27 protein-coding genes and 1 tRNA gene are annotated in these 25,192 nt (G+C 70.3%); 24 read left to right on the top strand and 4 right to left on the bottom strand.

Annotated elements, in window-relative coordinates; translation table 11 throughout:
- Positions 1-60 precede the first annotated feature (60 nt).
- Positions 61-552, bottom strand: a complete 492-nt coding sequence (locus VMF51_RS09710; protein ID WP_325474222.1) for a YajQ family cyclic di-GMP-binding protein — start codon at positions 550-552, stop codon at positions 61-63.
- A 95-nt stretch (positions 553-647) separates the two neighbouring features.
- Between VMF51_RS09710 and VMF51_RS09705 the strand changes: the two genes are divergently transcribed.
- From VMF51_RS09705 to VMF51_RS09680, 6 genes are all read left to right on the top strand, one after another.
- Positions 648-732, top strand: a tRNA-Tyr gene (locus VMF51_RS09705).
- Between the two features lie 641 nt (positions 733-1,373).
- Complete coding sequence (locus tag VMF51_RS09700) at positions 1,374-1,775, top strand: hypothetical protein (RefSeq protein ID WP_325474221.1); 402 nt, start codon at positions 1,374-1,376, stop codon at positions 1,773-1,775.
- Entirely contained in the window at positions 1,772-2,710 is a 939-nt protein-coding gene (locus tag VMF51_RS09695) for a hypothetical protein (RefSeq protein WP_325474220.1), read from the top strand. The genes VMF51_RS09700 and VMF51_RS09695 overlap by 4 nt, the downstream gene beginning before the upstream one ends.
- Before the next feature lie 44 nt (positions 2,711-2,754).
- Complete coding sequence (locus VMF51_RS09690) at positions 2,755-3,891, top strand: peptidoglycan-binding domain-containing protein (RefSeq protein ID WP_325474219.1); 1,137 nt, start codon at positions 2,755-2,757, stop codon at positions 3,889-3,891.
- Positions 3,869-4,570 carry an ABC transporter ATP-binding protein gene (locus VMF51_RS09685; RefSeq protein ID WP_325474218.1) on the top strand — a complete coding sequence of 234 codons (702 nt, stop codon included), beginning with the start codon at positions 3,869-3,871 and terminating at the stop codon, positions 4,568-4,570. Before VMF51_RS09690 ends, VMF51_RS09685 begins: the two co-directional genes overlap by 23 nt.
- Positions 4,567-5,766 (top strand): ABC transporter permease, encoded by a 1,200-nt coding sequence (locus tag VMF51_RS09680; RefSeq protein ID WP_325474217.1) that lies wholly within the window; start codon positions 4,567-4,569, stop codon positions 5,764-5,766. The genes VMF51_RS09685 and VMF51_RS09680 overlap by 4 nt, the downstream gene beginning before the upstream one ends.
- Before the next feature lie 183 nt (positions 5,767-5,949).
- Here the strand turns inward: VMF51_RS09680 and VMF51_RS09675 are convergent, their stop codons facing one another.
- Positions 5,950-7,263: a helix-turn-helix domain-containing protein gene (locus tag VMF51_RS09675; protein ID WP_325474216.1), complete on the bottom strand. Its 1,314-nt coding sequence runs from the start codon at positions 7,261-7,263 to the stop codon at positions 5,950-5,952.
- 427 nt (positions 7,264-7,690) lie between these two features.
- Here VMF51_RS09675 and VMF51_RS09670 point away from each other — a divergent pair, with 427 nt between their 5' ends.
- Genes VMF51_RS09670 through VMF51_RS09655 form a run of 4 tightly spaced genes read left to right on the top strand, consistent with a single transcriptional unit; the run spans position 7,691 to position 10,981 of the window.
- Complete coding sequence (locus VMF51_RS09670) at positions 7,691-8,071, top strand: RidA family protein (RefSeq protein WP_325474215.1); 381 nt, start codon at positions 7,691-7,693, stop codon at positions 8,069-8,071.
- Positions 8,072-8,108: 37 nt separating this feature from the next.
- Complete coding sequence (locus tag VMF51_RS09665; protein WP_325474214.1) at positions 8,109-8,978, top strand: response regulator transcription factor; 870 nt, start codon at positions 8,109-8,111, stop codon at positions 8,976-8,978.
- Positions 8,971-10,338 (top strand): HAMP domain-containing sensor histidine kinase, encoded by a 1,368-nt coding sequence (locus VMF51_RS09660; RefSeq protein WP_325474213.1) that lies wholly within the window; start codon positions 8,971-8,973, stop codon positions 10,336-10,338. The genes VMF51_RS09665 and VMF51_RS09660 overlap by 8 nt, the downstream gene beginning before the upstream one ends.
- Positions 10,304-10,981 carry a PepSY domain-containing protein gene (locus VMF51_RS09655; protein WP_325474212.1) on the top strand — a complete coding sequence of 226 codons (678 nt, stop codon included), beginning with the start codon at positions 10,304-10,306 and terminating at the stop codon, positions 10,979-10,981. The genes VMF51_RS09660 and VMF51_RS09655 overlap by 35 nt, the downstream gene beginning before the upstream one ends.
- Positions 10,982-11,063: 82 nt before the next feature.
- Here VMF51_RS09655 and VMF51_RS09650 read toward each other — a convergent pair whose 3' ends face one another.
- Together VMF51_RS09650 and VMF51_RS09645 are read right to left on the bottom strand one after the other, a co-directional pair.
- The gene (locus VMF51_RS09650) at positions 11,064-11,654 is read right to left on the bottom strand and encodes a GNAT family N-acetyltransferase (protein WP_325474211.1); all 591 of its coding nucleotides are present in this window, start codon (positions 11,652-11,654) and stop codon (positions 11,064-11,066) included.
- 222 nt (positions 11,655-11,876) lie between these two features.
- Complete coding sequence (locus VMF51_RS09645; protein ID WP_325474210.1) at positions 11,877-12,485, bottom strand: TetR/AcrR family transcriptional regulator; 609 nt, start codon at positions 12,483-12,485, stop codon at positions 11,877-11,879.
- Positions 12,486-12,555: 70 nt separating this feature from the next.
- Between VMF51_RS09645 and VMF51_RS09640 the strand changes: the two genes are divergently transcribed.
- The 14 genes from VMF51_RS09640 (at position 12,556) to VMF51_RS09575 (ending at position 25,181) form a co-directional block, all read left to right on the top strand.
- Complete coding sequence (locus VMF51_RS09640) at positions 12,556-13,305, top strand: SDR family NAD(P)-dependent oxidoreductase (RefSeq protein ID WP_325474209.1); 750 nt, start codon at positions 12,556-12,558, stop codon at positions 13,303-13,305.
- 28 nt (positions 13,306-13,333) lie between these two features.
- Complete coding sequence (locus VMF51_RS09635; protein ID WP_325474208.1) at positions 13,334-14,194, top strand: amidohydrolase family protein; 861 nt, start codon at positions 13,334-13,336, stop codon at positions 14,192-14,194.
- A gap of 143 nt (positions 14,195-14,337) precedes the next feature.
- The gene (locus VMF51_RS09630) at positions 14,338-15,051 is read left to right on the top strand and encodes a FadR/GntR family transcriptional regulator (protein WP_325474207.1); all 714 of its coding nucleotides are present in this window, start codon (positions 14,338-14,340) and stop codon (positions 15,049-15,051) included.
- Positions 15,052-15,143: 92 nt separating this feature from the next.
- Positions 15,144-15,680 carry a MaoC family dehydratase gene (locus VMF51_RS09625; RefSeq protein ID WP_325474206.1) on the top strand — a complete coding sequence of 179 codons (537 nt, stop codon included), beginning with the start codon at positions 15,144-15,146 and terminating at the stop codon, positions 15,678-15,680.
- A 10-nt stretch (positions 15,681-15,690) separates the two neighbouring features.
- Positions 15,691-16,725: an LLM class flavin-dependent oxidoreductase gene (locus VMF51_RS09620; RefSeq protein WP_325474205.1), complete on the top strand. Its 1,035-nt coding sequence runs from the start codon at positions 15,691-15,693 to the stop codon at positions 16,723-16,725.
- Positions 16,722-17,987 carry a CoA transferase gene (locus VMF51_RS09615; RefSeq protein ID WP_325474204.1) on the top strand — a complete coding sequence of 422 codons (1,266 nt, stop codon included), beginning with the start codon at positions 16,722-16,724 and terminating at the stop codon, positions 17,985-17,987. The genes VMF51_RS09620 and VMF51_RS09615 overlap by 4 nt, the downstream gene beginning before the upstream one ends.
- A 2-nt stretch (positions 17,988-17,989) precedes the next feature.
- On the top strand, positions 17,990-19,396 hold the full coding sequence (locus VMF51_RS09610) for an MmgE/PrpD family protein (RefSeq protein ID WP_325474203.1): 1,407 nt from the start codon (positions 17,990-17,992) through the stop codon (positions 19,394-19,396).
- Complete coding sequence (locus VMF51_RS09605) at positions 19,393-20,625, top strand: Rid family hydrolase (RefSeq protein WP_325474202.1); 1,233 nt, start codon at positions 19,393-19,395, stop codon at positions 20,623-20,625. Before VMF51_RS09610 ends, VMF51_RS09605 begins: the two co-directional genes overlap by 4 nt.
- A gap of 11 nt (positions 20,626-20,636) precedes the next feature.
- A complete protein-coding gene (locus VMF51_RS09600; RefSeq protein WP_325474201.1) occupies positions 20,637-21,137 on the top strand; it encodes an FAS1-like dehydratase domain-containing protein in 501 nt (166 codons plus the stop codon).
- Positions 21,134-21,613, top strand: coding sequence for a MaoC family dehydratase (locus VMF51_RS09595; RefSeq protein ID WP_325474200.1), 480 nt, complete (start codon positions 21,134-21,136; stop codon positions 21,611-21,613). Before VMF51_RS09600 ends, VMF51_RS09595 begins: the two co-directional genes overlap by 4 nt.
- Entirely contained in the window at positions 21,610-22,758 is a 1,149-nt protein-coding gene (locus tag VMF51_RS09590) for an acetyl-CoA acetyltransferase (RefSeq protein ID WP_325474199.1), read from the top strand. Before VMF51_RS09595 ends, VMF51_RS09590 begins: the two co-directional genes overlap by 4 nt.
- Positions 22,755-23,174, top strand: coding sequence for a Zn-ribbon domain-containing OB-fold protein (locus VMF51_RS09585; protein WP_325474198.1), 420 nt, complete (start codon positions 22,755-22,757; stop codon positions 23,172-23,174). Before VMF51_RS09590 ends, VMF51_RS09585 begins: the two co-directional genes overlap by 4 nt.
- Positions 23,174-24,346, top strand: coding sequence for an acyl-CoA dehydrogenase family protein (locus tag VMF51_RS09580; protein WP_325474197.1), 1,173 nt, complete (start codon positions 23,174-23,176; stop codon positions 24,344-24,346). The genes VMF51_RS09585 and VMF51_RS09580 overlap by 1 nt, the downstream gene beginning before the upstream one ends.
- Positions 24,339-25,181: a CoA ester lyase gene (locus tag VMF51_RS09575; protein ID WP_325474196.1), complete on the top strand. Its 843-nt coding sequence runs from the start codon at positions 24,339-24,341 to the stop codon at positions 25,179-25,181. Before VMF51_RS09580 ends, VMF51_RS09575 begins: the two co-directional genes overlap by 8 nt.
- Positions 25,182-25,192: the final 11 nt, after the last annotated feature.

Here is a 25,192-nt window from a genome sequence, read left to right as displayed (position 1 = left end):
GTCGAGTCGGCAGTAGTTACTGCCGACTCGACGCGCAAGTACTGCCGACTCGGCGGGGGGTCAGCGGTAGTTCGTGAACTGCACCGCGAAGTCGTAGTCCTGCTGCTTGACCAGGGCCTGGACGGCCTGGAGGTCGTCGCGCTTCTTGGAGGAGACGCGCAGCTCGTCGCCCTGGATCTGCGCCTTCACGCCCTTGGGGCCCTCGTCGCGGATCAGCTTGCTGATCTTCTTGGCGTCCTCCGAGGAGATGCCCTCCTTCAGGGCGATCCCGATCTTCGACTGCTGGCCCGAGGCCCGCGGCTCGGACGCGTCGAGGATCTTCAGGCTCTGCTGGCGCTTGATCAGCTTGTCCTTGAAGACGTCGAGTACGGCGGTCGCCCGGTCGTCGGCGGACGCGGTGATCTCGATCGCCTGCTCGCCCTGCCACTCGATGGTGGCGCCGGTGCCCTTGAAGTCGAAGCGGGTCGCGATCTCGCGGGCGGTCTGCCCCAGTGCGTTGTCGACCTCCTGGCGGTCGATCTTGCTGACGATGTCGAAGGACGAGTCGGCCATACCTGCTCCTCGGGTGACGGTTTCGTACTGCTGACGGTGCTGCGCTATTCTTTCGTCTCGTTGTCCACCGGCCAAGCCGGGGCGGCGACACCCCTGGCAGATTGCCCGAGCGGCCAATGGGAGCGGACTGTAAATCCGTCGGCGTAGCCTTCGAAGGTTCGAATCCTTCATCTGCCACCAGGGAACCGAAGGGCCTCTGACCTGCGGAAACGCAGGCCGGAGGCCCTTCGTCCTTACCCAGGCGGGGTATGCGAACTGGCGGTTTTCGGACAGCGCGGTCGGCACCGGGTCGCAGGCCGCTGACCTGCGGAAACGCCGACAGCATCGGTTCGGCTGCTCGGCGCGTGACAAGTACGTGCCAAGTTCCGGGACGCTCGACGTGTCGCGCCGCGGTCGTCCGAGCCTGACCTGCGGGGACTCTCGGTGGGGGCATCGAATGTCGACGGTCGACGAGACCGTCGGCGTGCAGCCGACTGGAGGTCGGAGAGCCGGCTCTCGGTCAGACCTGTGCCACGTCACTCGATTCGGAATGCCTATGCGTCGGCGTCCGCCACCGGCCCGATTCGTTTACCGGAGAGTTGCGGCGGGCGAAGCGCCGACCGCGCTGGACGTGGCTGCCGCCCACCCTGCGCGCAGGCACCGCAACGCAGCCGGAGGTTCCTGATCGGTCTCGGCGCGATCCACCCCGAACTTGTCGCGGAGGTGACAAGATCGGGCGTCGTGCGTCAGGTTTCGCTTGACGCGAGGCGATCGGGCTTCAGAATTGCGATCGATCTTGCGAATCGAATCGCGGGCTTCCCCCCGAAAGAAGAGGAAAGACCATGTCAAAGATCTTCTCGACCCTCGTCGTTGCGGCCACCGCAGCCACCGCCGTGACGGTGCTCGGCGCCGCGCCCGCGCAGGCAGGTATCAGCAACGTTGCTGTCCACCGCCTGGTGAACCACGTGGTCTGCGACCAGAACAACCTTCGCGGCCGAGGCGCGTTCGACCACGCCACGGACGACGTACGCTCGGCGGACCACTGCAAGGACGGCTGGGGGCCGGAGGTCCTGCTCCAAATGGAGAACGGGGCGAGCCGCAGCTGCTACAACCAGGGCGGCAACGGCACCGTGCTGCCTTGCCCCTACAACTTCCCCGAATACCTCGGCGGTCTGATGATGGTGCGGTCGCTCAACGACTGGTCCTTCGTCGACTCCGGTAACCCGGTCATCATCGAAGCGTGAGTATGGCGGGGAGGCGGGGATCCCTTGCGGGGCTGGTGGTAGCCCTGGTCGGCCTCGGTCTCCTGGGCGCGAGCTGCGGCTCGGAGGATGACGGAGGAGGCGGCTTCAGCTATCGAACCCCGACGCTCGACGAGGTCCCGGTCATCGACACCGCTATTCGGCTGCCGTTCGACGACTACGAACTGTCGACCGCCGATCGCATCCGCATGCAAGACGGCGAGACCCGCCTTCTGGTGCAGTGCATGGCGGAGCGTGGCTTCACGGTGCGGATCGGCGGGGACTACACGCGACCCGAGAAGCCGATCCCGAAGCTCTCGTTCTCCGACGTCACGATGTGGGGTGGGCCCTTCGGCACCTTGCCGTTGGAGCACGCGCGCCGCTTCGGCTACAAGCCAGAACCGGGCGGCCCGTTCGTCAAGGGCCCAGGCTCCTATCTGAGCAGCCCCATCAACCGGTTCCTCGACACCGGAGGCAGAGATCCAGACCCGGCGGCGGAGGCGGCGTTCTACGGCGAGTCCGCCGAGGGCGACGTGACATCAGACGATGCCTGCTTGGCCAAGGTTCAAGACCCACTCGGGACTTTGGTCGACACCAGGGATCTCCAGGCGGACCTGAACAAGTTGGCCCGGCAGCATCCGAGGGTCGAAGCGGCTATCCGTGCGTGGGTCGCGTGCATGCGTGATCGCGGCTACGACTACTCCGACGTGTGGGGTGCGAGTGCCGAGTTCAGTTTGCAAGCCGTGACGCAGCGTCAGATCAAGGTGGCAGTCGACGACGTGGAGTGCACGACCGAGAGTGGCTGGGCCAACTATTACTACGCAGCGGTGGCCGACTACCAGCGGCAGACGCTCGAGCACGACCCGAGCCTGATGGAGGCCGCGTTGGAGGCCGAGAAGGACCGGCTCGCCGCCGTCGAGCGCGAGCTCGGGAAGTGAGGTTCAAGGACCGCCCTCGGCGTACCCGGTGGCTGGGTTGGATCGTGGTCGGCGTAGTGGCCGCGTCCATCGCCGGGTACGCCGCCGGTTCCCAGGTGCGCTCACCCCAGGATGCCCTGGCGAACTTGGCTCCGCCCGCAGACTCTCTGCTGACTGCGACGGTCGACCGGGGGCGGATCAGCACGGCGGAGTCGTACGTAGGCACGGTCCGTTGGCAATCGACCCGGTCGGTGAAGGTGCCACGCTCGGACGCCAACGTGAATGCCTACGTGACCGAGACCCCATTGGATCCCGGCGATCGGGTCGAGCCGGGTTCGATCCTGGCGACGATCGCCGATCGGCCTGTATTCGTACTCGAGGGTCCGGTCCCGATGCTTCGCGACCTCGCCCCTGGCGACCGCGGGCCGGACGTGGCCCGGTTCCAGGACGGGTTGCGGAGCGCTGGCTACTACAGCGCTACGTCGGACGGCGAGTTCGGGCCCGCGACGTCGGCCGCTTTGGAGCGGCTCTACGAGGCAAGCGGCCACCCCCCGCCCGAGCGTGTCGTCGCTCCAGAGGGGATGCTTGATGAAGAGCCGGGCAACCAGCAGGAGGACCAGCGGGGGCGCGTCGTGGAGCGACGTGCAGTCGCAGCGGCACATGAAATCGTCTTCGTCCCGCAACTGCCGGCCACCCTGCTCAGCTACCCAGCACCGGTAGGTGCGTTGGTCGGAGATTCGGTCGCTGAGCTCGGGGTCGGCGAGCTCGTGGTCCAGGTCGACGTCCCGACCAGCTGGCAAGGCAGGCTGAGGAAGGGTGTGGCCCGGATCCAGCTACGGATCGAGAACGAGAAGGCCGACGGAGTCGTGAGCGACGTCGGCGCACCGCGTGTCCTGGAGGAACGCGGTGAGCTGCTGCCCGTCACCATCCGATCGCCCGGCGTCCGACTGCACGGCACCCAGGTGGAGGTCGTCCTCCGGGAGCGAGGGGCCCCCGCGGGATTAAGGGTGCCGCTGTCAGCCCTCTACACCGCCGCGGACCTCGGCGAGTTCGTACGCGTCGTCAGAGAGGGCGCGACACTGCGCGTGGCAGTGCGGGTCGTCGCGACGGGCAACGGCGTCGCGATCATCGAGCCGGACGTGGTTGACGACGTCAAGGTCGGGGACGAGGTGGTCGTCGGTGTCGACCGCTCCGACGACTGAGGAAGCCGGCGAGCCGGCGCCCATCCTCCAGGTGCGCGGTCTCGCTCGTAGCTATCCGGCCGCCGTACCGGTCCAAGCCTTGCGCGAGGCGAGCTTCGACGTACACGCCGGCGACCTTGTCACGATCGTCGGTCCCTCAGGCTCCGGCAAGTCGACCTTGCTGCAGCTGCTCGGGCTGCTCGACCGGCCGACCGCCGGTAGCTATCTACTCGACGGACAAGACACCGCCCGACTGTCCGAGCGAGAGCGTTGCTGGTATCGCGCCACGTCGATCGGCTTCGTCTTCCAGTCCTTCCACCTTCTCGACTCCCGATCGGCGATGGACAACGTCGCCCTCGGGCTGACCTATCGCGGGACGCGCCGGCGCGAGACCGCTGAGCTGGCCGCCCAGGCGCTCGCGCGAGTCGGCCTCGACGACAAGCTCCACCAGCCGACGAAGAACTTGTCCGGCGGGGAGCGGCAGCGCGTAGCCATCGCGCGCGCGTTGGTGGGAGAGCCGTCGGTGCTGCTGTGTGACGAACCGACTGGCAACCTCGACTCTGGCACCGGTGCGGCGACCATTCGCCTCGTCGAAGAGCTCAACAGCCAGGGCTCGACCGTACTGCTGATCACTCACGATGCCGAGGTAGCTGCGATCGGAAATCGGCGATTCCGGATCATCGACGGAGTGCTGACATGAGGCAGTCAGCGCCCCGCCGGCTCAGCTCCTCTCGTCTGGTCATTGAGGCGCTCGAGGGCATCCGCAGCCAACCCACCCGGTCGCTGTTCATGGCGATGGGCACGCTCGTGGGAGTTAGCGCCGTGGTCGTGGTGCTAGGGCTGACCGCGACAGCCAACGCTCAGATCAGCGAGACCTTCTCCGCCCAGTCATCGACGCTGGTGACTGCCGAGCTCGAGCCCGTGAGTGGTCCCGCCCGCTTCCCCGACGATGCGGAGAAAAGGGCGGCGAAGGTCGACGGCGTACAGGCCGCCGGCATCGTGGCGAATCTCGCCCTCGATGACGAAGCGTCGGTCCATCCAGGGGGACCGGAGGACGGCGTCGACCCGCCCCGAGTCAGCGGAGTCAGCCCTGGCTATTTCGAGGTCGTGGATGCTCCGCTGGTCCAGGGACGGCTCATCGACGACGCTCTCGCCAACCAGCCGGTCGCTGTCGTGGGTGAACGGGCAGCTGCGCGACTCGGCATCACCGACGTCGAGGATCAGACGCTGATCGAACTCGGGGATCGACAGTTCCTCGTCATCGGGATCTTGGGTCCGCCCAGGCGAGACCAGGTCTCCGCTGGCGACATCCTGGTCTCGCAATCGTTCGTCCGGAGCTGGCTGACGACCAACAACTACCTCGAGCGGATGCTGGTCACTACCCGTGTGGGAGCGGGAGAGGTAGTCGCGCGCCAGCTCCCGACCGCAGTCGATCCGTTCCACCCGGGGGAGGTGATCGCCGCGTACCCGGAGCGGCCGAGAGTCGTCGATGACGCCGTATCCGCCGATCTGCGACTCCTGTTCCTGCTGCTGGCGGCCGTCTCGGTACTGGTCGCCTCGCTGGGGATCGCGAATGTGACCCTCATGTCCGTCAGGGAGCGCCGCCGAGAGATCGGACTGCGTCGCGCGTTGGGGGCCAGACGTACACACATCGTCGGCCAGTTCCTCGTCGAGGCAGCGCTGCTGGGCGGTCTGGGAGGGGCAGCCGGGGGAGCGCTCGGCCAGCTGTTGGTGGTCGCGGTCAGTGTGCAGCGCGAGTGGACACCCACCCTCGATCCGGTGCTCACTCTTGCCTCGGCGCCCGCCGGAGTGCTGGTCGGGGTACTCGCCGGCCTGTATCCGGCCATCCGTGCTGCGATGGTCCAACCCCTAGAGGCCCTCCGGCCAGCCGACTGACAACCACTCGCCCGCCGCCGCGCACCTCAGTGGCCCGAAGCCACGGGCTGGCCAGCCGGTCCACGCGTCGACCTTGTCGACCAGCGCGTTGCGCCTGAAGCCAAGAGGCAGGCTGCGATACCGATGGAGCGCAGGTCATGGAACTCGTACCTTCTGCGGTGGACCTGCAGTGGAATGGTCGACTCACGTCTCGCGCGAGTCGGACTGATCCGTCGAGTCGGCGCCTGTGGTCGGTGTGTCCTGACCGGACTTGGGACGCCGGCTCTCCCGGTCCTTGAAACGGTCGAAGTCGGACTGGTCGCCGGCTTTCCACAACGGGACGCTCGACTTGAGGACGAGCGTGAGCCGAATTACGAACTCGGGGTCGCGCAGGGCTTCTCCGAACAGCTCGTTGATCCGCTTCCACCGGTAGCGGACGGTCTGCGGGTGGACGGCGAGGCGGGCGGCGATCACCGGGGCGCTATCGCGGGTCTCGACCCAGGCGAGAAGCGTCTCGGACAGGATCGTGCGCGAGTGCGGCGCCTCGGCCATGAGGGGCCGTAGGAGCTCCTGGCACAGGTGCCGGCGCATCGAGGGCTCCGCGTGCAGCCACAGCTGGGCGGCCTGGGCTGCGCAGTCGATCACTGGTTCGGGAGCGATCACTCCGAGCTGGACGAGATCCAGGGCGCGCTGGCACCACCGTAGGGCTGAGCCTGCCTCGCTTGGCGGAACCGGCCAGCTCACGGTGGTGCGCAGGTCGGGTCGGGAGCGGCCGATACTCTCGATCAGGCGCTCCTGATCTGGTGTGGGGCAGATCATCAGGACGCGCCGGGGGCGGACGCGGACCAGGACCTCCGGCGACTCCGTCAGGACGGGCGGCTCGCCGTGATAGCTGACCGCCAGGACGACCACCTCCTCGGCCAGCGGCCATTGCGCGATCTCGGCAAGCTCGCGCAGGATCTCGTCGTCGATCCCGGTAGGCGCACTTGGTCCAGGGCCAGGTGGCCGGTCTGAGAGGAACAGCTTGAACAGACGGTTCCGTGCCCCTTCGCGGGTGCGAGCTCCGGCCGGCTGCCCGCGTTCGAAGCCGTCGGCGAGCTGCTCGTGCACGTTGTCGAGGTAGTCGAACACCGAGCCGGTGAGGTCCTGCAGCTGTGACCTGGACAGGTCGTGACTCGTGGCGAAGTGCACCACCTGCTGCCACGCGGCCCGACTCGCCACCCGCAGGCTCGCCTCGACACTCGCCCACGCCCGGCCGCGCTGCGCTTCGCTCTGCCCGAGGCGGCGAAAGAGCTTGTCGACTCGGGCGCTCAGGTTCAGATCCGCGTTGTCACTGAGGAAGTCCTCCACCGCGGCGCGGGTGGTCCTCACCAAGAACTCCCGGCGTTGCGTGCTGGGGGCCGCTTCCTGCGGCACCCCCTCCAGCACATCGTCGACGACCTGCTGGACCATCACCTCCAGTGGGTCGCGAGAGGTCGGAGGCTGCTCGTCGGCGATCGGCGGTTCCTCCGCCGTCATGCATACCCCCGGCTGTAGAAGTGGACCTCAGCGACCGTCATCGGGGGACGTTAGATCCCGGGACGTGCTCTGTCGCCCCGCAAGGAGGCAGGGACCTCTGTTCTTGTCACGCGCGAAACAAGTCTCAGCTGGACTCGGCCAACGGGGGCTGCTGCACGTTCAGGTGTCAGTGCTGCGTCGTTGTCGAGCAACCGCACGGAGCCCGGTTGCGTCCAAGAGGGCCGGGCGTGGCCGACTGTCCGTGACGAAGTTGTGCCGAAGTTCGCTGAGAGGGCCTCTGTCCGCGATTGCGCTCGCCCGGATCTGCCGCGACGGGCGCAATTCGAGCCGAGTCTGTCCGCCACCTTCAGGGCGCGCATGGACGCCACCGTTGGTGGGCGCTTCCGCGCAGCTTTGAACGATGGGACGATCGGCCAGGAGGTTCGAGATGCCGCGCCAGATCATCACGACACCAAACGCACCGAGTTCGCCGCTCTTCAGCCAGGCAGTCAGAGCCGGTTCCCAGGTGTTCATCTCGGGAACCACCGGTCTCGACCCGGGTACAGGTCGCATGGCCGGTGGCAGCATCGAGGCTCAGACCCGCCAGTCGTTGACGAACTGCGAGGCGATCTTGCAAGAGGCCGGTGGCACGCTGGATGACGTCGTCGAGGTAGGCGTGCTGCTGGCCGACCCGAACGACTTCACGGGCATGAACGAGGAGTACACCCGCTGGTTCCCGTCTGATCCACCGGCCAGGTACGCGGTCAAGCTGGGAGCCGACGTCCCGGGGCTGCTCGTCTCGATCCGCATGACGGCATGGGTTGACTGACTGCGCGTCGACGAGTGCGTCGATCTCGCTGTGCGATGTGTCGACGCTGCGTTCAACCGCCGCGTCGGCGTTCGGAAACGACCGACGACATCCGCGACCGTCGACGTCTCGCTGCGGTGCACCAGATCGTGAGCCGCGAAGCGCGCAGGGGCGCGCGGCCGAGGTGTCGTCAGGGTGCACCTGTCGCCGTTCAGCCAGGCTTCAGGGTCGATGGGTGAAACTGGCGACCATGAGGGTGCTCGTGGTCGACGACGAGGTCCGGCTCGCGCGCTCGCTGCGAGTGGGGCTTGAGGCGGAGGGCTTCGCGGTCGACGTCGCGCACGACGGCACGGACGGGCTGTGGCTTGCCCGGGAGAACAGTTACGACGCCATCGTCCTTGACCTGATGCTGCCGGGGATCAACGGCTACCGGGTCTGTTCGACGCTGCGCGAGGAGAAGGATTGGACGCCGATCCTGATGCTCACCGCCAAGGACGGCGAGTGGGATCAGGTCGAGGGTCTCGACACCGGCGCCGACGACTACCTGACCAAGCCGTTCTCCTTCCCGGTGCTCGTGGCTCGCCTTCGCGCGATCGCCCGCCGGGGAGCCCGCGAACGACCCACCCGGCTCGAGATGGGTGACCTGCGCGTGGACCCGGCCGCGAGGCGGGTGTGGCGGGGCGATGTCGAGATCGAGCTGACTGCCCGGGAGTTCTCGCTGCTGGCGTTCCTCGCCCGCCATCCGGGCGACGTCGTGTCCAAGCGTCAGATTCTCGACGCTGTCTGGGACGTCGACTTCGACGGCGACCCCAACATCGTCGAGGTCTACGTCCGCCACCTGCGCAACAAGATCGACCGACCCTTCGGCCGCGAGGCGATCCAGACCCTCCGCGGCGCCGGCTACCGGTTGGCGAGCGGCGGTGGCTGAGCGGAGCTGGCGCCGGGCGTCGGTGCGCGTACGGACGACGGCCGCGGCCGCGCTGGTCGTGGCCCTCGCGCTGCTCCTCGGCGGTATCGCCCTCGTTCTGCTGGTCCGCGGCTCGATACGCGACGGCCTGCAGAGCACGGCCGAGCAGCGAGCCACGGAGCTGGCCGACCAGATCGAGAGGAGCGGGCTTCCTGCCACGCCGTCAGCCGACGACGCCGACGACAACGACGAAGACATCGACGAAGACGACGAGCCCGACGAGCTCGTGTGGCAGGTGAGTGACGTGGCGGGCTCGGTCGTACGCGCCTCACCTCCGCTCGAACGGCCGCTTCCGACCGATGACTCAGACCGGGTCGATGTCGCTGGGGCGGACCACGCCTACCTCGTGGTCACCGAGGACGCCATGAGCGACGGCCAGGAGTACGTCGTGTCGGTCGCGGTGTCCCTCGAGGACGTGGAGGAGTCGACGGCCGCGTTGGTGGTGCCGCTCGCTGTCGGCCTGCCGGTGCTGGTGCTGCTCGTTGGCGCCACGACCTGGGTCGCGACCACGCGGGCGTTGGCCCCCGTGGAACGCATTCGGCGGGAGGCCGAGCAGATCACCGGCGACCGGCTCGACCGTCGGGTGCCCGAGCCCCCTGCGCGCGACGAGATCCACCGCCTGGCGCGCACCGTGAACCAGATGCTCGGCCGGCTGCAGGATTCGCACATCCGGCAACGGCAGTTCGTGGGCGATGCCTCGCACGAGCTGCGCTCGCCGCTGGCGAGCATCCGCCAGGCGGCCGAGGTGACCCTCGCGCATCCCGGGGCACTGCCTGACGACGAGCTCGCCGAAACCGTGGTGGAGGAGGCCGCGCGGATGCAACGGCTCGTCGAGCAGCTGCTGCTGCTCGCCCGAGCCGATGAAGGGACTGTCGCGCGGGCCGACAACGACGTCGACCTCGACGACCTCGCGCTCACGGTGGCCAGGGGCGCGCGGCGACCCGGGCTGCGCGTCGACACCACGTCGATCGGACCCGGCCGCGTCCGCGGGGATCAGGCGAGCCTGACCCAGGTCGTCCAGAACCTCGTCGCCAACGCCGTACGTCACGCGGACCGGATCGTCGCCGTGGCCGTCCGCGACGACGGCCATGCCGTGGATCTGGTCGTGGAGGACGACGGTCCCGGCATCGCAGAGGAGGACCGGCAACGAGTGTTCGACCGGTTCGTCCGACTGGACGAGGCCAGGGCTCGGGATGCGGGCGGCAGCGGCTTGGGACTGGCCATCGTCAGGGAGATCGTCGAGGCCCACGACGGCACTGTCGAGGTCTCGTCCTCGCCTCTCGGAGGTGCCCGGTTCGCCGTGCGTCTCCCCGTGTCCTGAACGGCCTTTCAGACGCGTTCAGGTGGGGTTCAGCGACCGCGTTGCAGGGTGGCCCCACCAGTTCCGTACCGCCCAGGAAGGCCTTCCCATGAAGCTCAGCAAGCTCCGCCGCAAGCGGATCATCATCCCCACCATCGCCACCGTCGCGGTCGTCGGTGCCGGCGCCACGGTCTGGACGGCGACGGCCGACGACAGCGTCAGTGGCAAGGAGCGCGACCGCGTCACCGCCGCCGCCGTCGAGGCCGTCGGGGGCGGTACCGCGGTCGAGGTCGAGACCAGCGACGACCCGGGTGTCGCCTACGAGGTCGAGGTACGAACCAACGACGGCACGGAGGTGGACGTCGATCTGAACGACGACCTGCAGCCTGTCGCCCAGGAGCGCGACGCCGACGACGCCGACGACGACCACGCAGGGGACGACATCGACGACCGTGTCCTCAGCAACGAGGAGCGCACGGCGGCCGAGCAGGCAGCGCTCGAGGCGACCGGGGGCGGCACAGTGCTCCAGGCGGAGGCCAGCGACGACCGGGGCGCAGCCTACGAAGTCGAGGTCCGCACCGACGACGGCACCGAGTGGGACGTCGCCCTCGACGCCGACGATCAGGTGGTCAGCAAGACGGTCGACGACCGGCCCCACGACTGATCCGCCGCGTGCCAGATGCACGGATCTGCCGACCTCCGTGGCGTCCGTCCAGTTGTTCGCCACCGGGACCGTCCTCGTGGTTCTACATACCGGGAGTCGGGCGGATCGCTGCCGTCAGGTTCTCGGCAATACCGTCCGATCTGGATTCCGAGCGAGGGTGCACGAACTCCCGGCAGAGAGTTCCTTGAAAGTCCCCCGTGCCCACCTCCTCGAATCCCGTCTTCTCCAGAACCCTGGCACTGGCATCGTTGCCGACTGCGACGACACCGCGAAGCCGAAGGCCGGGGGCGTTGACCAGGTGCCACCTCACCAACGCCTCGGCAATCTCGGTCGCCAAGCCCCTGCCCCAGTGACTGCGGCGGATCGCGTAGGCGATTCCTCGGACATCGTCGTCGCCACCGAAGCCGGCCCTGCCCAATAGTTCGCCGTCATGATCGGCGAGACGCCATTTGGTCCATCCTCGGAGCGTCTGGGCCTCCATGTAGGCCTGCACCAGGTCCTCGACCTCCGTCCGAGTCTCCGGACGCCCATAGCGGACGTGTCTCATCGACTCGGGATCGGAGTGCATCTCCACGAGAGAATCGACGTCGTCCGACTTCCAGGTCGTCAGAACCAGGCGGGGAGTCTCCATGACGACGAGGCGGTCAGCCGGGCGGTCGACGCGTCGGTTCACAAGCAACCATGGTGACAGTCCAGGACCGGTTCAGAATGCCTAACACGGGACTGCTGCACGATCAGGTGTCAGGACTGCTTCGTTGTCGGTCAGTCGGTCGGAGGTCGGGCCGGTGCTCGACCGGGCTGTAAACCCGTCGGCGTAGCCTTCGAAGATTCGAATCCTTCATCTGCCACAGCAGCGCCCGGTCCGTCAGGACCGGGGGCGCACTTCGTTCCAGGGTCAGCTCCGGATCCCGGCGAGGTAGAGCGCGATGCACTCCTCCTCGAGCCGCTCCAGGGGGTAGCTCTGCGTCGGCTCGTACCACTTGACGGTCAGCCACAGGCCGTCGCGGATCAGCCGGAAGGCGACCCGTACGTCGAGGTCTGGACGCACCGAGCCGTCGGCGATCCCGTCGCGCAGGCCGGCGAGCCAGGCTTCCTGCAGGCCGGTGGTGGTCTCGCGCAGGCGCGGCGGCGTGCCGGCCTCGCGGAGCAGGGCCGCGTCGCGCTCGTAGATCTGCGACGCGTGCGGGTGGCGGTGCATCACGCGCAGGGACGCGCGGACCAGGCCGACGACGCGCTCGGCGCCGGTCTTGGCGGTGCCCACCTCGTCGTACGCCGCGACGAGTTCCTCGACGTACGCCGCGACGATCTCGCCGGCGATCGCCTCCTTCGACGGGAACTGGTGGTAGAGGCTGCCGGACTTCAGGCCGGCGGCGGTGGCGATGTCGCGGACCGACGTCGCGGCGACGCCGCGCTCGGCGAAGAGCGGGCCGGCGGCGACGAGGATCTGGCGGCGCCGGGTCGAGATGGCGCGCCGTGGCGGCTCGTGGGTTGCGCTGGCGATCACGGCGCTCATCGTGTCAGAGCGCACGGGGGAGCGATTGTCTTCACGCGTAGCGATCGCTACGGTCGTAATCGTGACGACCTCTCTCGGACCTTCGCTTCCCCTGGCCCTGGTGACCGGCGCGGCCGGCGACGTGGGTGCTGCCACGGCGGCCCGGATGCACGCCGACGGCTGGCGGGTCCTGCTCGCCGACGTCGACGTCGCGGCCGCGCAGGCCCTCGCGGACGACCTGGGGGAGCGTGCTGAGGCGGCGTACGTCGACCTCAGCGACGACACCTCCGTGCGCGCCCTGGCCGCGCGTGCGGCCGCGGACGGTACGACGGCGCTGGTCTCCTGCGCCGGCATCGCCTCGGTCGGTCCGTTCGTCGACAGTGCGCCTCCCACGTGGGAGCTCCTGCACCGGGTGAACCTGCGCGGCCCGATGCTGCTCACCCAGGCGCTGCTGCCGGCACTGGTGGGCGCCGCCTCGCCCCGGATCGTCTACGTCGCCTCCGACAGCGCTCGCGCCGGCGCGGCCCACGAGGCGGCGTACGCCGCGAGCAAGGCCGGACTGCTCGGCCTGGCCAAGTCGCTGGCCCGCGAGCACGCGCGCGACGGCATCACCGTCAACGTCGTATGCCCCGGGCCGATCCGCGGACGGATGGTCGACCGGCACATGGCCGACAAGCCCGCCATGCTCGACAAGCTGGTGGCCGCCATCCCGAGTCGACGGCTGGCCGAGCCCGAGGACGTCGCCGCGACGATCGCCTGGCTCAGCAGTCCGGACGCCGCGTACGTCACCGGCCAGACGGTCAGCGTCAGCGGCGGCATGACCATGCACTGAACCACGTCCACCGAAGCCGAGGAGAGTCATGACCCAGCCGACGATCGTCGACGCCCACGTGCACCTGTGGGACCCCGCGCGGCACCCGTGGTACCCCGGGCTGCACGCCTTCGCCGAGCATGCGGCGAGTCCCGGGTTGCTGGACCGCCACCTCGTCGGCGACTACGTCGCTCACCAGCCGGGTGTCACCCTGGCGGGCCTCGTCCACGTCTCGGCGACGACCGCCCCGCACGCCTACCTCGACGAGGCTCGCTGGCTCGAGGAGGAGCTCGGCGCGGCATCGGTGCCGGCCGTGACGATCGGGACCGTCGACCCGCTCCTTCCTGCCTCCGAGCTCGTCGCGCACCTCGAGCAGCAGGCGACCTACGACCGCTTCCGCGGCGCTCGCGTGTACGGCGGCCTCGAGCCCGACTCGGCGGCCACGCCGGTGCTCCTGGACTGGCTCGCCGAGCGCGGCCTGGTCTTCGACCTCGTCGCCTCACCGGGCTCGCTGCCCGGGTGGATCGAGGTACTGGAGCGGTGGACCGGGCTCTCCGTCGTCCTGGAGCACCTGGGTACGCCGCACCACGACAGTGCCGAGGGACTCTCCGCGTGGCGCGAGTCGATGCGTACGGCGGCGGAGCAGACCGACTGGGTCTGCAAGTTCTCCGGCCTCGGGATGGTCCTGGCCGACGTAACCGCCGACACGCTCCGCCCGTGGCTGGAGGGAGCCGCCTCGACATGGGGTTGGCAGCGGCTGCTCTTCGGGTCGAACATGCCGATCGACTCGATCCGCGTCACCCACACCGACCTGCTGGACGCGATCGTCCCGCTGGTGACCGCGGCCGCGACCCCGGACGAGGCGGCCCAGTTCTTCGAGCACAACGCGCGGGCGGCGTACGACCTCTGATGCCGGGACGGCGCGCAAGTTCTGCCGACTCGGCGCGCAAGTTCTGCCGACTCGGCGGATGCGATCTTGACGCCATACATCTGATGTTTACGATCTAGGTCCGGGGTCGTCCCGGGTCATCGCCTGTCGAACGGGAGACGTCCATGCCGGGTTCCGCCGGTCTGCCGGTCAGCCGGGTCAAGCCCGCCTATCAGCAGGTCGCCGACCAGCTGCGGGGGCTGATCCTCTCGGGCGACCTCCGTGCGGGGGACCGGCTGCCGAGCGAGGCGTTCCTCGTCGAGCAGTTCGGGGTCAGTCGCTCGACGGTCCGCGAGGCGCTGCGGGCGCTGGCCTCGCGCGACCTGGTGCACACCCGACGCGGCGTCACGGGGGGCACCTTCGTGAGCGCGGTCGAGGCCGAGCACGTCTCGCGCTACCTGGAGACCAGCTTCGGGCTGATGTCGGGCCGCGACGGCCTGGGGGTGCGCGACATGCTCGAGGCGCGGGAGATCCTCGAGGTCCCCGCGGCCCGGCTCGCGGCCCTGCGCCGGTCCCCGGAGCACCTCGTCGCCCTGCACGCGGCGCTGGAGCGCGAGGCCGCGCGCCAGGGTCCCGAGGGCCGGTTCACCGAGCACCGCACCTTCCACCAGGTGGTCGTGGAGGCCGCGCAGAACCCGATGCTCTCGATGGTGACCGAGCCCGTCTTCCGGGTGCTGCAGGCGCAGTACCTGCGGCCCGCGGCCGAGGAGGAGGCCATGGTCGGCGTGGACCGCGACCACGAGGCGATCGGCGCCGCCATCGAGGCCGGCGACGGCGACGAGGCGGCCCGGCTGATGGCCGAGCACCTCGAGCGCCTGCGCAGCGTCTACCAGCACTGACCGGGTGCGGCCACCCCTCGGACCGCATTGACGGCAATACGTCTGACGTTTACGGTGGGGCCATCGACGGTGGCCACACAAGGGAGCGCGCAGTGACGGTGAAGCAGGGTTGGCAGGGGCGGTTCTTCGAGGACTTCCAGATCGGGGACGTCTACCAGCACCCGCTGGGTCGCACGGTGACCGAGGCGGACAACATCCAGTTCTCGCTGCTGACGATGAACACCAACCAGATGCACTTCAACAGCGAGTACGCCGCCCGCTCGGAGTTCGGCAAGCCGCTGGTCGTCTCGACGCTGACCGTGGCCATCGCGGTCGGTCAGAGCGTCACCGACCTGACCCAGAACGCGTTCGCGAATCTGGGCTGGGACGACATCAAGATGACCCACCCGGTCTTCGCCGGCGACACGCTCTACAGCGAGTCGGTCGTGCTGGAGAAGCGCGAGTCGGCCAAGCGGCCGCACGCGGGCATCGTCACGGTCAAGACCCGGACCCTGAACCAGGACGGCGACGAGGTCTGCTCGTTCCGCCGGATGTTCTACGTCTACAAGGCCGGTGCCGAGCAGCTGGAGGGGATCTTCCCCGAGGGCAAGAAGGCCCTCATCGACGGCACCCCGCTGTCCGAGGGCTGAGGTCCCGACGATGCGGATCACCTTCGCCCCCTGGGGCGAGACGCTGGCCGAGCTGGCCGACGTCTCCCGGCGCGCCGAGGCGGCCGGCGCCGAGGTCGTCTGGGTGCCGGAGCTGCACCGCTCGGCGACGCTGAGCGCCGCGGCGATCGCCCAGGCGACCAGCACCGCCCAGGTCGGCACGGCGATCGCGCTGGCCTTCACACGCAGCCCGATGGTGACCGCGCTGGAGGCGCTCGACCTCGACGAGCTCGCGGACGGCCGGTTCATCCTTGGCCTCGGCACGGGCGTGCAGCGGCTCAACGAGGACTGGCACAACGCCCGCTGGGGCAAGCCGGTCGGGCACCTGCGCGAGACCGTGCGGAACCTGCGCCACTTCTGGGCGACCTGCACCACCGGCGAGCAGATCGACCTCGACGGCGAGTACGAGCCGATGCGGATCCGCGGCTACGAGCGCCCCTACCCGGTGCGCCGTACCGAGATCCCGATCTACCTGGCCGCGATGGGTCCGGCGATGACCCGCCTCGCGGGCCGGATCGCCGACGGCTGGATCAGCCACGAGCTGTGCTCCCCGTCGTACCTCGAGCAGCGGATCCTGCCCGAGATTGACGCCGGGGTCGCCGCGGTCGAGGGCCGGAGTCGCAAGGACGTCGAGCTGGTGGTCTCCGCGTGCTGCTCGGTCGACACCGACACCGCGGCCGCCACCCGCCGGGTCGCGGGCCTGGTCGGCTTCTACGCCAGCGTGCGCACCTACGCCGACTTCTTCGAGTTCCACGGCCTCGGCGAGCAGCAGCAGGCCGTCATCGACGCCTTCCGCTCCGGCCGGGGCGCCGACTACCTCGCCGACGCGGTCACCGACGAGATGGTGGACGCGCTCACCCTCAACGGCGACTTCGACCGGGTCGCCGAGCAGATCGCCGAGTACGACGGCCTGGCCGACGCGGTCAAGCTCAGCGCGCCGACCCACGGCATCGCGGCCAGCGAGACGCGCGCCGCCCAGGACCGGATCATCGAGCTCATCCAGCGCATCACCGGAGGACGACAGTGAAGCCCCTGCAGGACGTCCGGATCATCTCCCTCGAGCAGTACGGCGCCGGCCCGTTCGGCAGCGTGCACCTCGCCGACCTCGGCGCCGAGATCATCAAGATCGAGGACCCGAGCGTGGGCGGCGACGTCGGCCGCTACGTGCCGCCGTACTTCGAGGGCGAGGACTCGCTCTTCTTCGAGACCTTCAACCGCAACAAGAAGTCGGTCTCGATCGACATCAAGACCCCCGCCGGGCGCGAGGTCTTCGAGGAGCTCGTCCGCAACGCGGACGCGGTCTACTCCAACCTGCGCGGCGACGTGCCGGAGAAGATCGGCATCACCTACGACCAGCTCAAGCACCTCAACCCGCGGATCGTGTGCTGCTCGCTGACCGGCTTCGGGATGACCGGCCCGCGCAAGAAGGAGCCCGGCTACGACTACGTGCTCCAGGGCCTCGCCGGGTGGATGGAGCTGACCGGCGAGCCCGACGGCCCGCCGACCAAGTCGGGCCTGTCGCTGGTCGACTTCTCCGGCGGGTACGTCGCCGCGCTGTCGCTGCTGGCCGGCCTGCACGCCTCGCGCCGCGACGGCGTCGGGATGGACTGCGACGTCAGCCTCTACGACACCGCGATGTCGATGCTGACCTACCCCGCGACCTGGCACCTCAACGCCGGCTACCAGCCGAAGCGGATCAGTCACTCGGCCCACCCGTCCCTGGTGCCGTTCCAGGCCTTCGAGGCGTCCGACGGCTGGTTCGTCGTGGGCTGCGCGAAGGAGAAGTTCTGGGTCCGCCTGGCCGAGGTCATCGGCCACCCCGAGTGGGCGACGCCGGACTCGAAGTACGCCACGTTCTCGCTGCGCCAGGAGCACCAGGCCGAGCTCACCGCCGAGCTGGAGGAGATCTTCAAGACGCAGACCGTCGAGCACTGGCTCTCGCTCTGCTACCCGGCCTCGATCCCGTGCGGCCCGATCAACGACGTCGAGGCGGCGCTGAAGGACGAGCACCTCAGCGCGCGCAACATGCTGGTCACCACCGAGCACCCGCGCTACGGCACGCTCACCCAGGTCGCCTCGCCCGTCCGGGTCGGCGCCGAGCTGCCGACGTACGTCCGCGCCCCGCAGCGCAACGAGCACTTCGACTGGGTGATGGACGACGTCCTCGGGTTCACCTCCGAGAAGGTCGCCGAGCTCGCCGCCCAGGGGGCCTTCGGGACCCCGGCGGTGCAGGAGGAGGCGGAGCAGGTCGTGGACGTCGCGCAGGCGTCCGGGGCTGCGGAGGCCTGAGGATGACTGCGGACTCCGCGCCGACGACCGCCACCGCGCTGGCGCGCTGGATCACCGGCGACCTGGCGGTGCCCGCCGAGGTGGACGCGGCCGCGCTGCGCCACCTTCTCGACGGTCTCGGCAACGCGGTCGCCGCGGCCCGCGCCCACGCCGCGGACCCGGCGGTGAGCGTGGCCGTCGGCCTCGGCGGTCCCGCCGAGGCGACGGTGCTCGGCACCGGCACCCGGATCTCGGCACCCGCCGCCGCGCTGGCGAACGGCACCCTGGTGCACGCCCTGGACTTCGACGACACGCACGCCGGCGGGCTCGTGCACGCCACCGCCGTGGTGCTCCCGGCGGCGCTGGCCGTCGGCGAGCAGGTCGGCGCCAGCGGACGCCAGGTGCTGGACGCCGCGGTGATCGGCTACGAGGTCGCCTGCCGGGTCGCCGCGGCCGCGCCGCACGGCTTCCACGCCGGCGGCCTGCACGCCACGATGGTGGCCGGGGTGTTCTCCTCGGCCGCGGTGGCGGCCCGCCTGATGGGCTTGGACGCCGCGACCACGGTGAACGCGCTCGGCATCGCCGGCAGCCAGGCCGGCGGCCTGCTCGCCTTCCTGGCCACCGGCGCCAGCACCAAGCAGCTGCACCCGGGCTTCGCGTCCCAGTCCGGCATCCTCGCCGCGCGGCTCGCCGCCGCGGGCGCCACCGGTCCGGAGACCGTCTTCGACGGCCCGCACGGCGTGTACGACGCGCTCGCCACCGGCCCGGTCGACGTCGGGGTGATCCTGCGCGACCTGGGCAGCAGCGACCCGCGGGGCTGGGAGACCACCCGGATCGGGATCAAGCCCTGGCCGACCTGCCAGCTGGCGCACGCCACGATGGCCGCGGCCGGCGAGGCGCTCGCCGCCGCCGGCGTGGGGGTCGAGGAGGTCACCGCCCTGCACGCGCAGGTGCACCCCGACTCCGCCTCGGTCGTGTGCGCGACCGACCGCGACCTGACCCGGCCGGTCAGCCCGTACGCCGCCAAGTTCAGCCTGCCCTGGAGCGTCGCCGCGATCCTCGTCGACGGTCACGTCGGCGTCGGGACCTACGCCCCGGCGAACCTGGACCGGCCCGAGATCACCGCGCTCGCCGGCCGGATCACCTGGGACGAGACCCCCGGCGACGGCGTCGCGGCGGACGCCCCCGGCGACGTCGTGCTGACCCTGGCCGACGGACGCACGGTGGCCGGTCACGTGGACCGCAGCCCCGGCGGCGGCTCCGCGCCCCTCTCGGACGAGGGCCTGCTGGCCAAGTTCACCGGCAACGCCGGTCCGGAGGCGGCCCCGCTCGCCGAGGCGCTGCGCGCGCTGGCCGACGCTCCCGACCCGACCACGCTCCTGACCCGGGCCGCGACCGCGGCCGCCGTACCCCTGGAGGTCCCCGCATGACCCTCGCCGCCATCAAGCCGGCCTCGTTCCCGTGGTTCCCCTACGAGGGGTTCACGTTCTGCCTCGGCCTGACCGAGGGCGACGCCGCCTGGACCTCGGGCCACACCTCGGCGCGGCAGGACGAGACCCTGGGCAAGATGACCGTCAGCGGCACGATGACCGAGCAGGCCGAGATCGCCTACGCGAAGTGCCTGGCGATCCTGGAGGCGGCCGGCTTCGGTCCCGAGGACGTCACCCGGGTCACCGAGAACGTCACCAAGGCCGGGCTGCACGCCTACGAGGACCAGGCCGAGGTGCGCCGCCGCATCTTCGGCGAGCGCCCGACCGTGCGCACGGTCGTCGTCGAGCGACTGGTCCGCCGCGCGGCGTGGCTGGAGGTCGAGCTGCACGCGGTCAAGGGCGGCGGGCAGCAGCTGCGGGTCGCCTCCGCGTCCCGCGAGGCCGGCAACTGGCAGGCGTCGTCGATCACCGAGGGCGCCGACGGCGTCGTCTACCTCCCGACCGTGGTCCCGATCGACGAGCACGGCGAGGTCGTGCACCCGGGCGACTTCGTGGCGCAGTACCGCTACGTGCTCGAGAAGGCCGGGGCGCTGTTGGAGTCGGTCGGCCTGACCCTCGGCCACGCGGTCACGACGTTCGACTACTCCACCCCCGAGACCCGCGACGTCTACCGGAAGACACACTGGGTCCGCAAGGAGCTGCTCGGCCAGAACGACGGCAACGTCTTCCCGTGCGCCGGCGGGATCCTGATGAGCGAGCTGCACGCGCCGGGCGTCATGGTCGCCATGGACGTCACCGCCTCGCGGCGCCCGCTGGAGCTGGTGAACCCGGGCTGGTCGCGCTACGACACCCTGACCTACGCGCCGGGCATCAAGGCCGGGCGGATGCTGTTCATGTCCGGCTTCGCCTCGCTCGACATGGAGACCCAGCAGGCGCTGCACGACGGCGACCTCGGCGCGCAGGCGGAGGTCACCTACGGTGCGATCGTCCACCTGCTGGAGTCGGAGGGCTTGAGCCCGGTCGACCTGCTGGAGACCACGGAGTACTGCGTGGAGTCCTACGTCGGTGACTACAAGGCGGTCGCCGACGTCCGCGAGCGGCTGCTCAGCGCGCCGTGGCCCGCCTCGACCGGCGCGCTGTGCCACAGCCTGCTGCGGCCGGAGTTCGGCCTGGAGGTCTTCCCGACCGCCGTCTACCCCGAGAACCACCCCCGCATCGCCGGCGCCTGAGGAGAACCACGATGACGCTGCTCACCGACGAGGTCCGCGCCCTGGAGGGCCGGACCGCGGTCTACACCGCGCCGGAGCCGTTCGGCGCCGCCGCCGGCCGCTACTTCGGGCTGGCCGTGGGTGACGAGAACCCGCTGTACTCCGACCCGGCGTACGCGCAGGCGCAGGGCCTGGCCGGGGTGACGGCGCCGCTGACCCTGGTCTGCGAGACGAACCAGTACGCCGGCCTGCCCGCCGACCACGAGGGTTACGCCGGCCACACCTGGGGCCTGGACATCCCCGGCACCCGGCAGGTCCGGGGCGGCAACAAGTACACCTTCCACCGCCGGATCCGGCCCGACGACGTCGTGACCGCCACCTGGCGGATCACCTCGGTGAGCGCGAAGGTCACGGGGTCGGGCAACGAGATGCTGGTCATCGGCTCGACGGCGACGTACACCAACCAGAGCGGTGAGCTGCTGGCCGAGAACGCGGAGACGATCATCTTCGTGGGGCTGGAGAAGAAGGCATGAGCACCTGGACCGACGCGTTCCCGACCACCTTCGCCGACCAGGCGTCCCTGGCCGTCGGTGACGTGGTCCCGCCGCTGGAGCGGACCATCGGCCTGACCGACATGGTCGCCTACGCCGGCGCCACCTGGGACTGGCACAAGCTGCACTACGACGCGGCGTACGTCGCGGAGAAGAAGCTGCCCGGCCCGATCGTCGACGGCCAGGTGTACGGCGCGCTGCTGGTCGAGATGCTGCAGGACTGGCTCGGCCCGCAGTCGTTCGTGCACGAGCTGGAGTTCACCTTCCGCAACCTGGTCTTCGCGGGGGAGACGCTGCGCTGCTCGGGCTCCGTGACGGAGGTCGCCGACGACCGGGTCACGGTCGAGATGAAGGTCGTCGTGGTCGCCGAGGACGGCACCGACGGCCGGGCGGCCGCCGCGCCGTGCCGTGCCGTGGTGCTGCTCGGCACCCCGGACGGGCCGGGGGCGCCCGCATGAGCACGGGCGTCGCGATCGTCGGCGCCGCCGAGTGCGACCTCGGCGTCACCGACAAGTCGATCCTCACGCTGCAGTCGCAGGCGGTCACCCGGGCGCTCGCGGACGCGGGCCTGACCCTCGCCGACGTCGACGGGATCGCCACCACGGGGGTGTCGCGGTTCTCCGCGACCCAGCTGGCCGACTACTTCGGCATCGTGCCGACCTGGACCGACTCGACCTTCGCCGGCGGCAGCGCCTTCGAGATGTTCGTCGCCCGCGCCGCCCAGGCGATCGCCGCCGGCCAGTGCTCCACCGTCGTCATCTCGTTCGCCTCGAACCAGCGCTCGGCCCGCTCGCGCAAGCTCGGCGGGGTCCACGAGGCGTGGATCCCCGAGGCGCAGTTCGAGGAGCCCTACGACATGCTCTACCCGCTGTCGTACTACGCGATGGCGGCCCAGTCGTACCTCCACCGCTACGGCGGCACCCGCGAGCAGCTCGCCGAGATCGCGATCGCCGCGCGCGAGTGGGCGCTGCTGAACCCGCAGGCGTTCCGCTACGGCAAGGGCTCGCTGAGCGTCGAGGACGTCCTCGGCTCGACGATGATCTCCTCGCCCCTGACCGCCGCAGACTGCTGCCTGGTCACCGACGGCGGGGGAGCGGTCGTGCTCACCTCGCTGGAGCGCGCGCGGGACCTGCGGCGGCGCCCCGTCGAGGTGCTCGGGTACGGCGAGCGCACGACCAACACCTCGTTCACCGCGGTGACCGATCTGGCCGTGCCGGGCGCCCGCGGCGCCGTCCAGGACGCCTACGCCCGCGCCGGGATCACCGCCGCCGACGTCGATGTCGCCGAGGTCTACGACTCCTTCACCATCACCGCGGCGCTGAGCGTCGAGGCGCTCGGGCTCTGCGCGCCGGGCGAGGCGCTCGACTTCATCCAGGGCGGCACCATCCGCCCGGGCGGATCGCACCCGCTCAACACCAACGGCGGCGGGCTGTCGTACTGCCACCCCGGCCAGTACGGCGTGCTCCTGCTCGTCGAGGCCGTCCGCCAGCTGCGCGGCGAGTGCGGGGACCGCCAGGTGCCGGGTGCGGAGATCGCGGTCGCCCACGGCACCGGCGGCATCCTGTCCACCCACGCCACCGTCGTCCTGGGAGCCGATCGATGATCCTCGACCACGTCCCCGGACCCGACGAGAACAGCGCCGCCTTCTGGGCGGCGACGGCCGAGCACCGGCTGACCGTGCAGTCCTGCACCTCCTGCGGGCACGTCCAGCACCCGCCCCGGGCGCTGTGCACCGGCTGCGGGTCGATGGACCACCTCGCCCAGGTCGACGTCGCCGGCACCGGCGTCGTCGACTCCTTCACCGTGATCCACCGCGGTCCGCGACCCGACGTCGAGGTGCCGTACACGATCGCCCGGGTCCGTCTCTCCGAGGGTCCGGTCCTGCTCACCCAGCTCGTCGGGGCCGACCCCGAGGGCTGGAGCATCGACGCCCCGGTGAGCGTGGCCTGGGCCGACCTCCCGGACGGGCGCGCCCTGCCGGTCTTCACCCCTTCCCCCGACCAGACCAAGGAGCACTGATGGACTTCAAGCTCGACGAGGACCAGCGTGAGTTCAAGGCGCTGCTGCGCCAGTTCGTGGACAAGGAGATCGTGCCGGTCGCGCGGGAGTGGGAGCAGGCCGGCCGCTACCCGACGGAGATCGTCGAGGGCATGAAGGAGATGGGCCTCTTCGGCATCACCGTGCCCGAGGAGTACGGCGGCCTCGACCTCGACCCCGTTGCGTTCGCGCTGGTCTTCGAGGAGCTGGCCCGCGGCTGGATGGGCATCGCCGGCATCCTCGGCAGCCACTCGCTGGCCTGCCGGCTGATCCACATGCACGGCACCGAGGAGCAGAAGCAGAAGTACCTGCCCGACCTCGCGACCGGCAAGCGGCGTACCGGCATCGGCCTCACCGAGCCCGACGCCGGCACCGACCTGCAGGGCATCCGCACCACCGCGCGTCTGGAGGGCCCTCCCGATGACCAGTACTACGTCGTCAACGGCGCGAAGATGTGGATCACCAACGCCCGGTACGCCGACCCGCTGCCCGTGCTGGTCAAGACCGACCCGTCCGCGTCGCCGGCGCACAAGGGGATGAGCGTGCTGCTCATCGAGGCCGGCACCCCCGGCTTCGAGGTCACCAAGGACATCCCGAAGCTCGGCTACAAGGGCACCGAGTCCTGCGAGATCCTGCTCGACAACGTCAAGGTGCCGGTCAGCCAGCTGGTCGGCGGCGTCGAGGGCCGGGGCATGCAGCAGGTCCTCTCCGCGCTGGAGTGGGGCCGGGTCAACATCGCCGCCCGTTCGGTCGGCATCGCCCAGCGCGCGCACGACGAGGCGCTGGCCTACGCCCAGGAGCGCAAGGCCTTCGGCCAGCCGATCGCGGACTTCCAGGCCATCCAGCTCAAGCTCGGCGAGCTCGGCACCCAGGTCCAGGCCGCCCGGCTGATGGCCTACTGGGCCGCGGACGCCGTGCGCTCCGGTCGTGCCGACGGCGCGACGGGCATGGCCAAGATCTTCTGCTCCGAGGTCGCGCTGCAGGCCGCGATCGACTCGATGAAGGTCCACGGAGGCTACGGCTACTCCACCGAGTTCGAGGTCGAGCGGCTCTACCGCGACTCGATCCTGATGAGCATCGGCGAGGGCACCAACGACATCCTGCGTACGGTGGTCGCGAAGTCGCTGATCAAGAAGGAGACCATCGTTGGCTGACCAGCCGCGCCTGTCCCGCTCCGCCCTCTACGTCCCCGGCGACGCGCCGGACAAGCTCCGCAAGGCGCTGGACCGTGGCGCCGACGAGCTCATCGTCGACCTCGAGGACGCCGTCCTACCGGCCAACAAGGCGACGGCCCGCGACATCGTGTGGGCGTGGGTCGACGGGATCCCCGAGACCGAGGTGAAGATCTGGGTCCGCATCAACCAGCACGGCCCCGAGCGCGAGGCCGACGTCCGCGCGCTGGCGGCGTGCGAGGAGCTCGCCGGGTTCGTCGCGGCCAAGACCGAGAACGCCGAGGAGCTGGTGGCGCTCGACGCGCTGCTCACCGAGCTGGGCTCGTCGGCCCGGGTCGTGCCGCTGCTCGAGAGCGCGGACGCGATCTTCAACGCCCGCGAGATCGCCCGCGCCCCGCGGGTGGAGCGGCTCCAGGTCGGCGAGGCCGACCTGCGCGCCGACGTCGGGGTGACCCCCGGCGCCGACGAGCGGGAGCTCCTCTACGCCCGCAGCCACGTGGTCTTCGCCTCCGCGGCCGCCAAGATCGCTCCGCCGATCGCGCCGGTCTCGGTGGAGTTCCGCGACCTCGACGCGTTCCGCTCCTCGACCGAGGCGGTCGCCCGGCTGGGCTTCGTCGGTCGCGCCTGCATCCACCCGGCGCAGGTCGCGGTCGCCAACGACGTCTTCACGCCGACCGCCGAGGAGGTGGCCAAGGCCACCGCGCTCCTGGAGCGCTTCTCCGCCGGCGACGCCGGGGTGGGCGTCGACGCCGACGGCCGGATGGTCGACGAGGCCGTGCTGCGCCAGGCGCGCGGAGTCCTCTCCCGGGCTCGCTGAGCCGGGCGGCC

This window comes from Nocardioides sp. (assembly GCF_035503875.1).
In the GTDB taxonomy this organism is placed as follows: Bacteria; Actinomycetota; Actinomycetes; order Propionibacteriales; family Nocardioidaceae; genus Nocardioides.
Note: the sequence above shows the minus strand (reverse complement) of the source record. Positions and strands in the feature narration are given on the sequence as shown.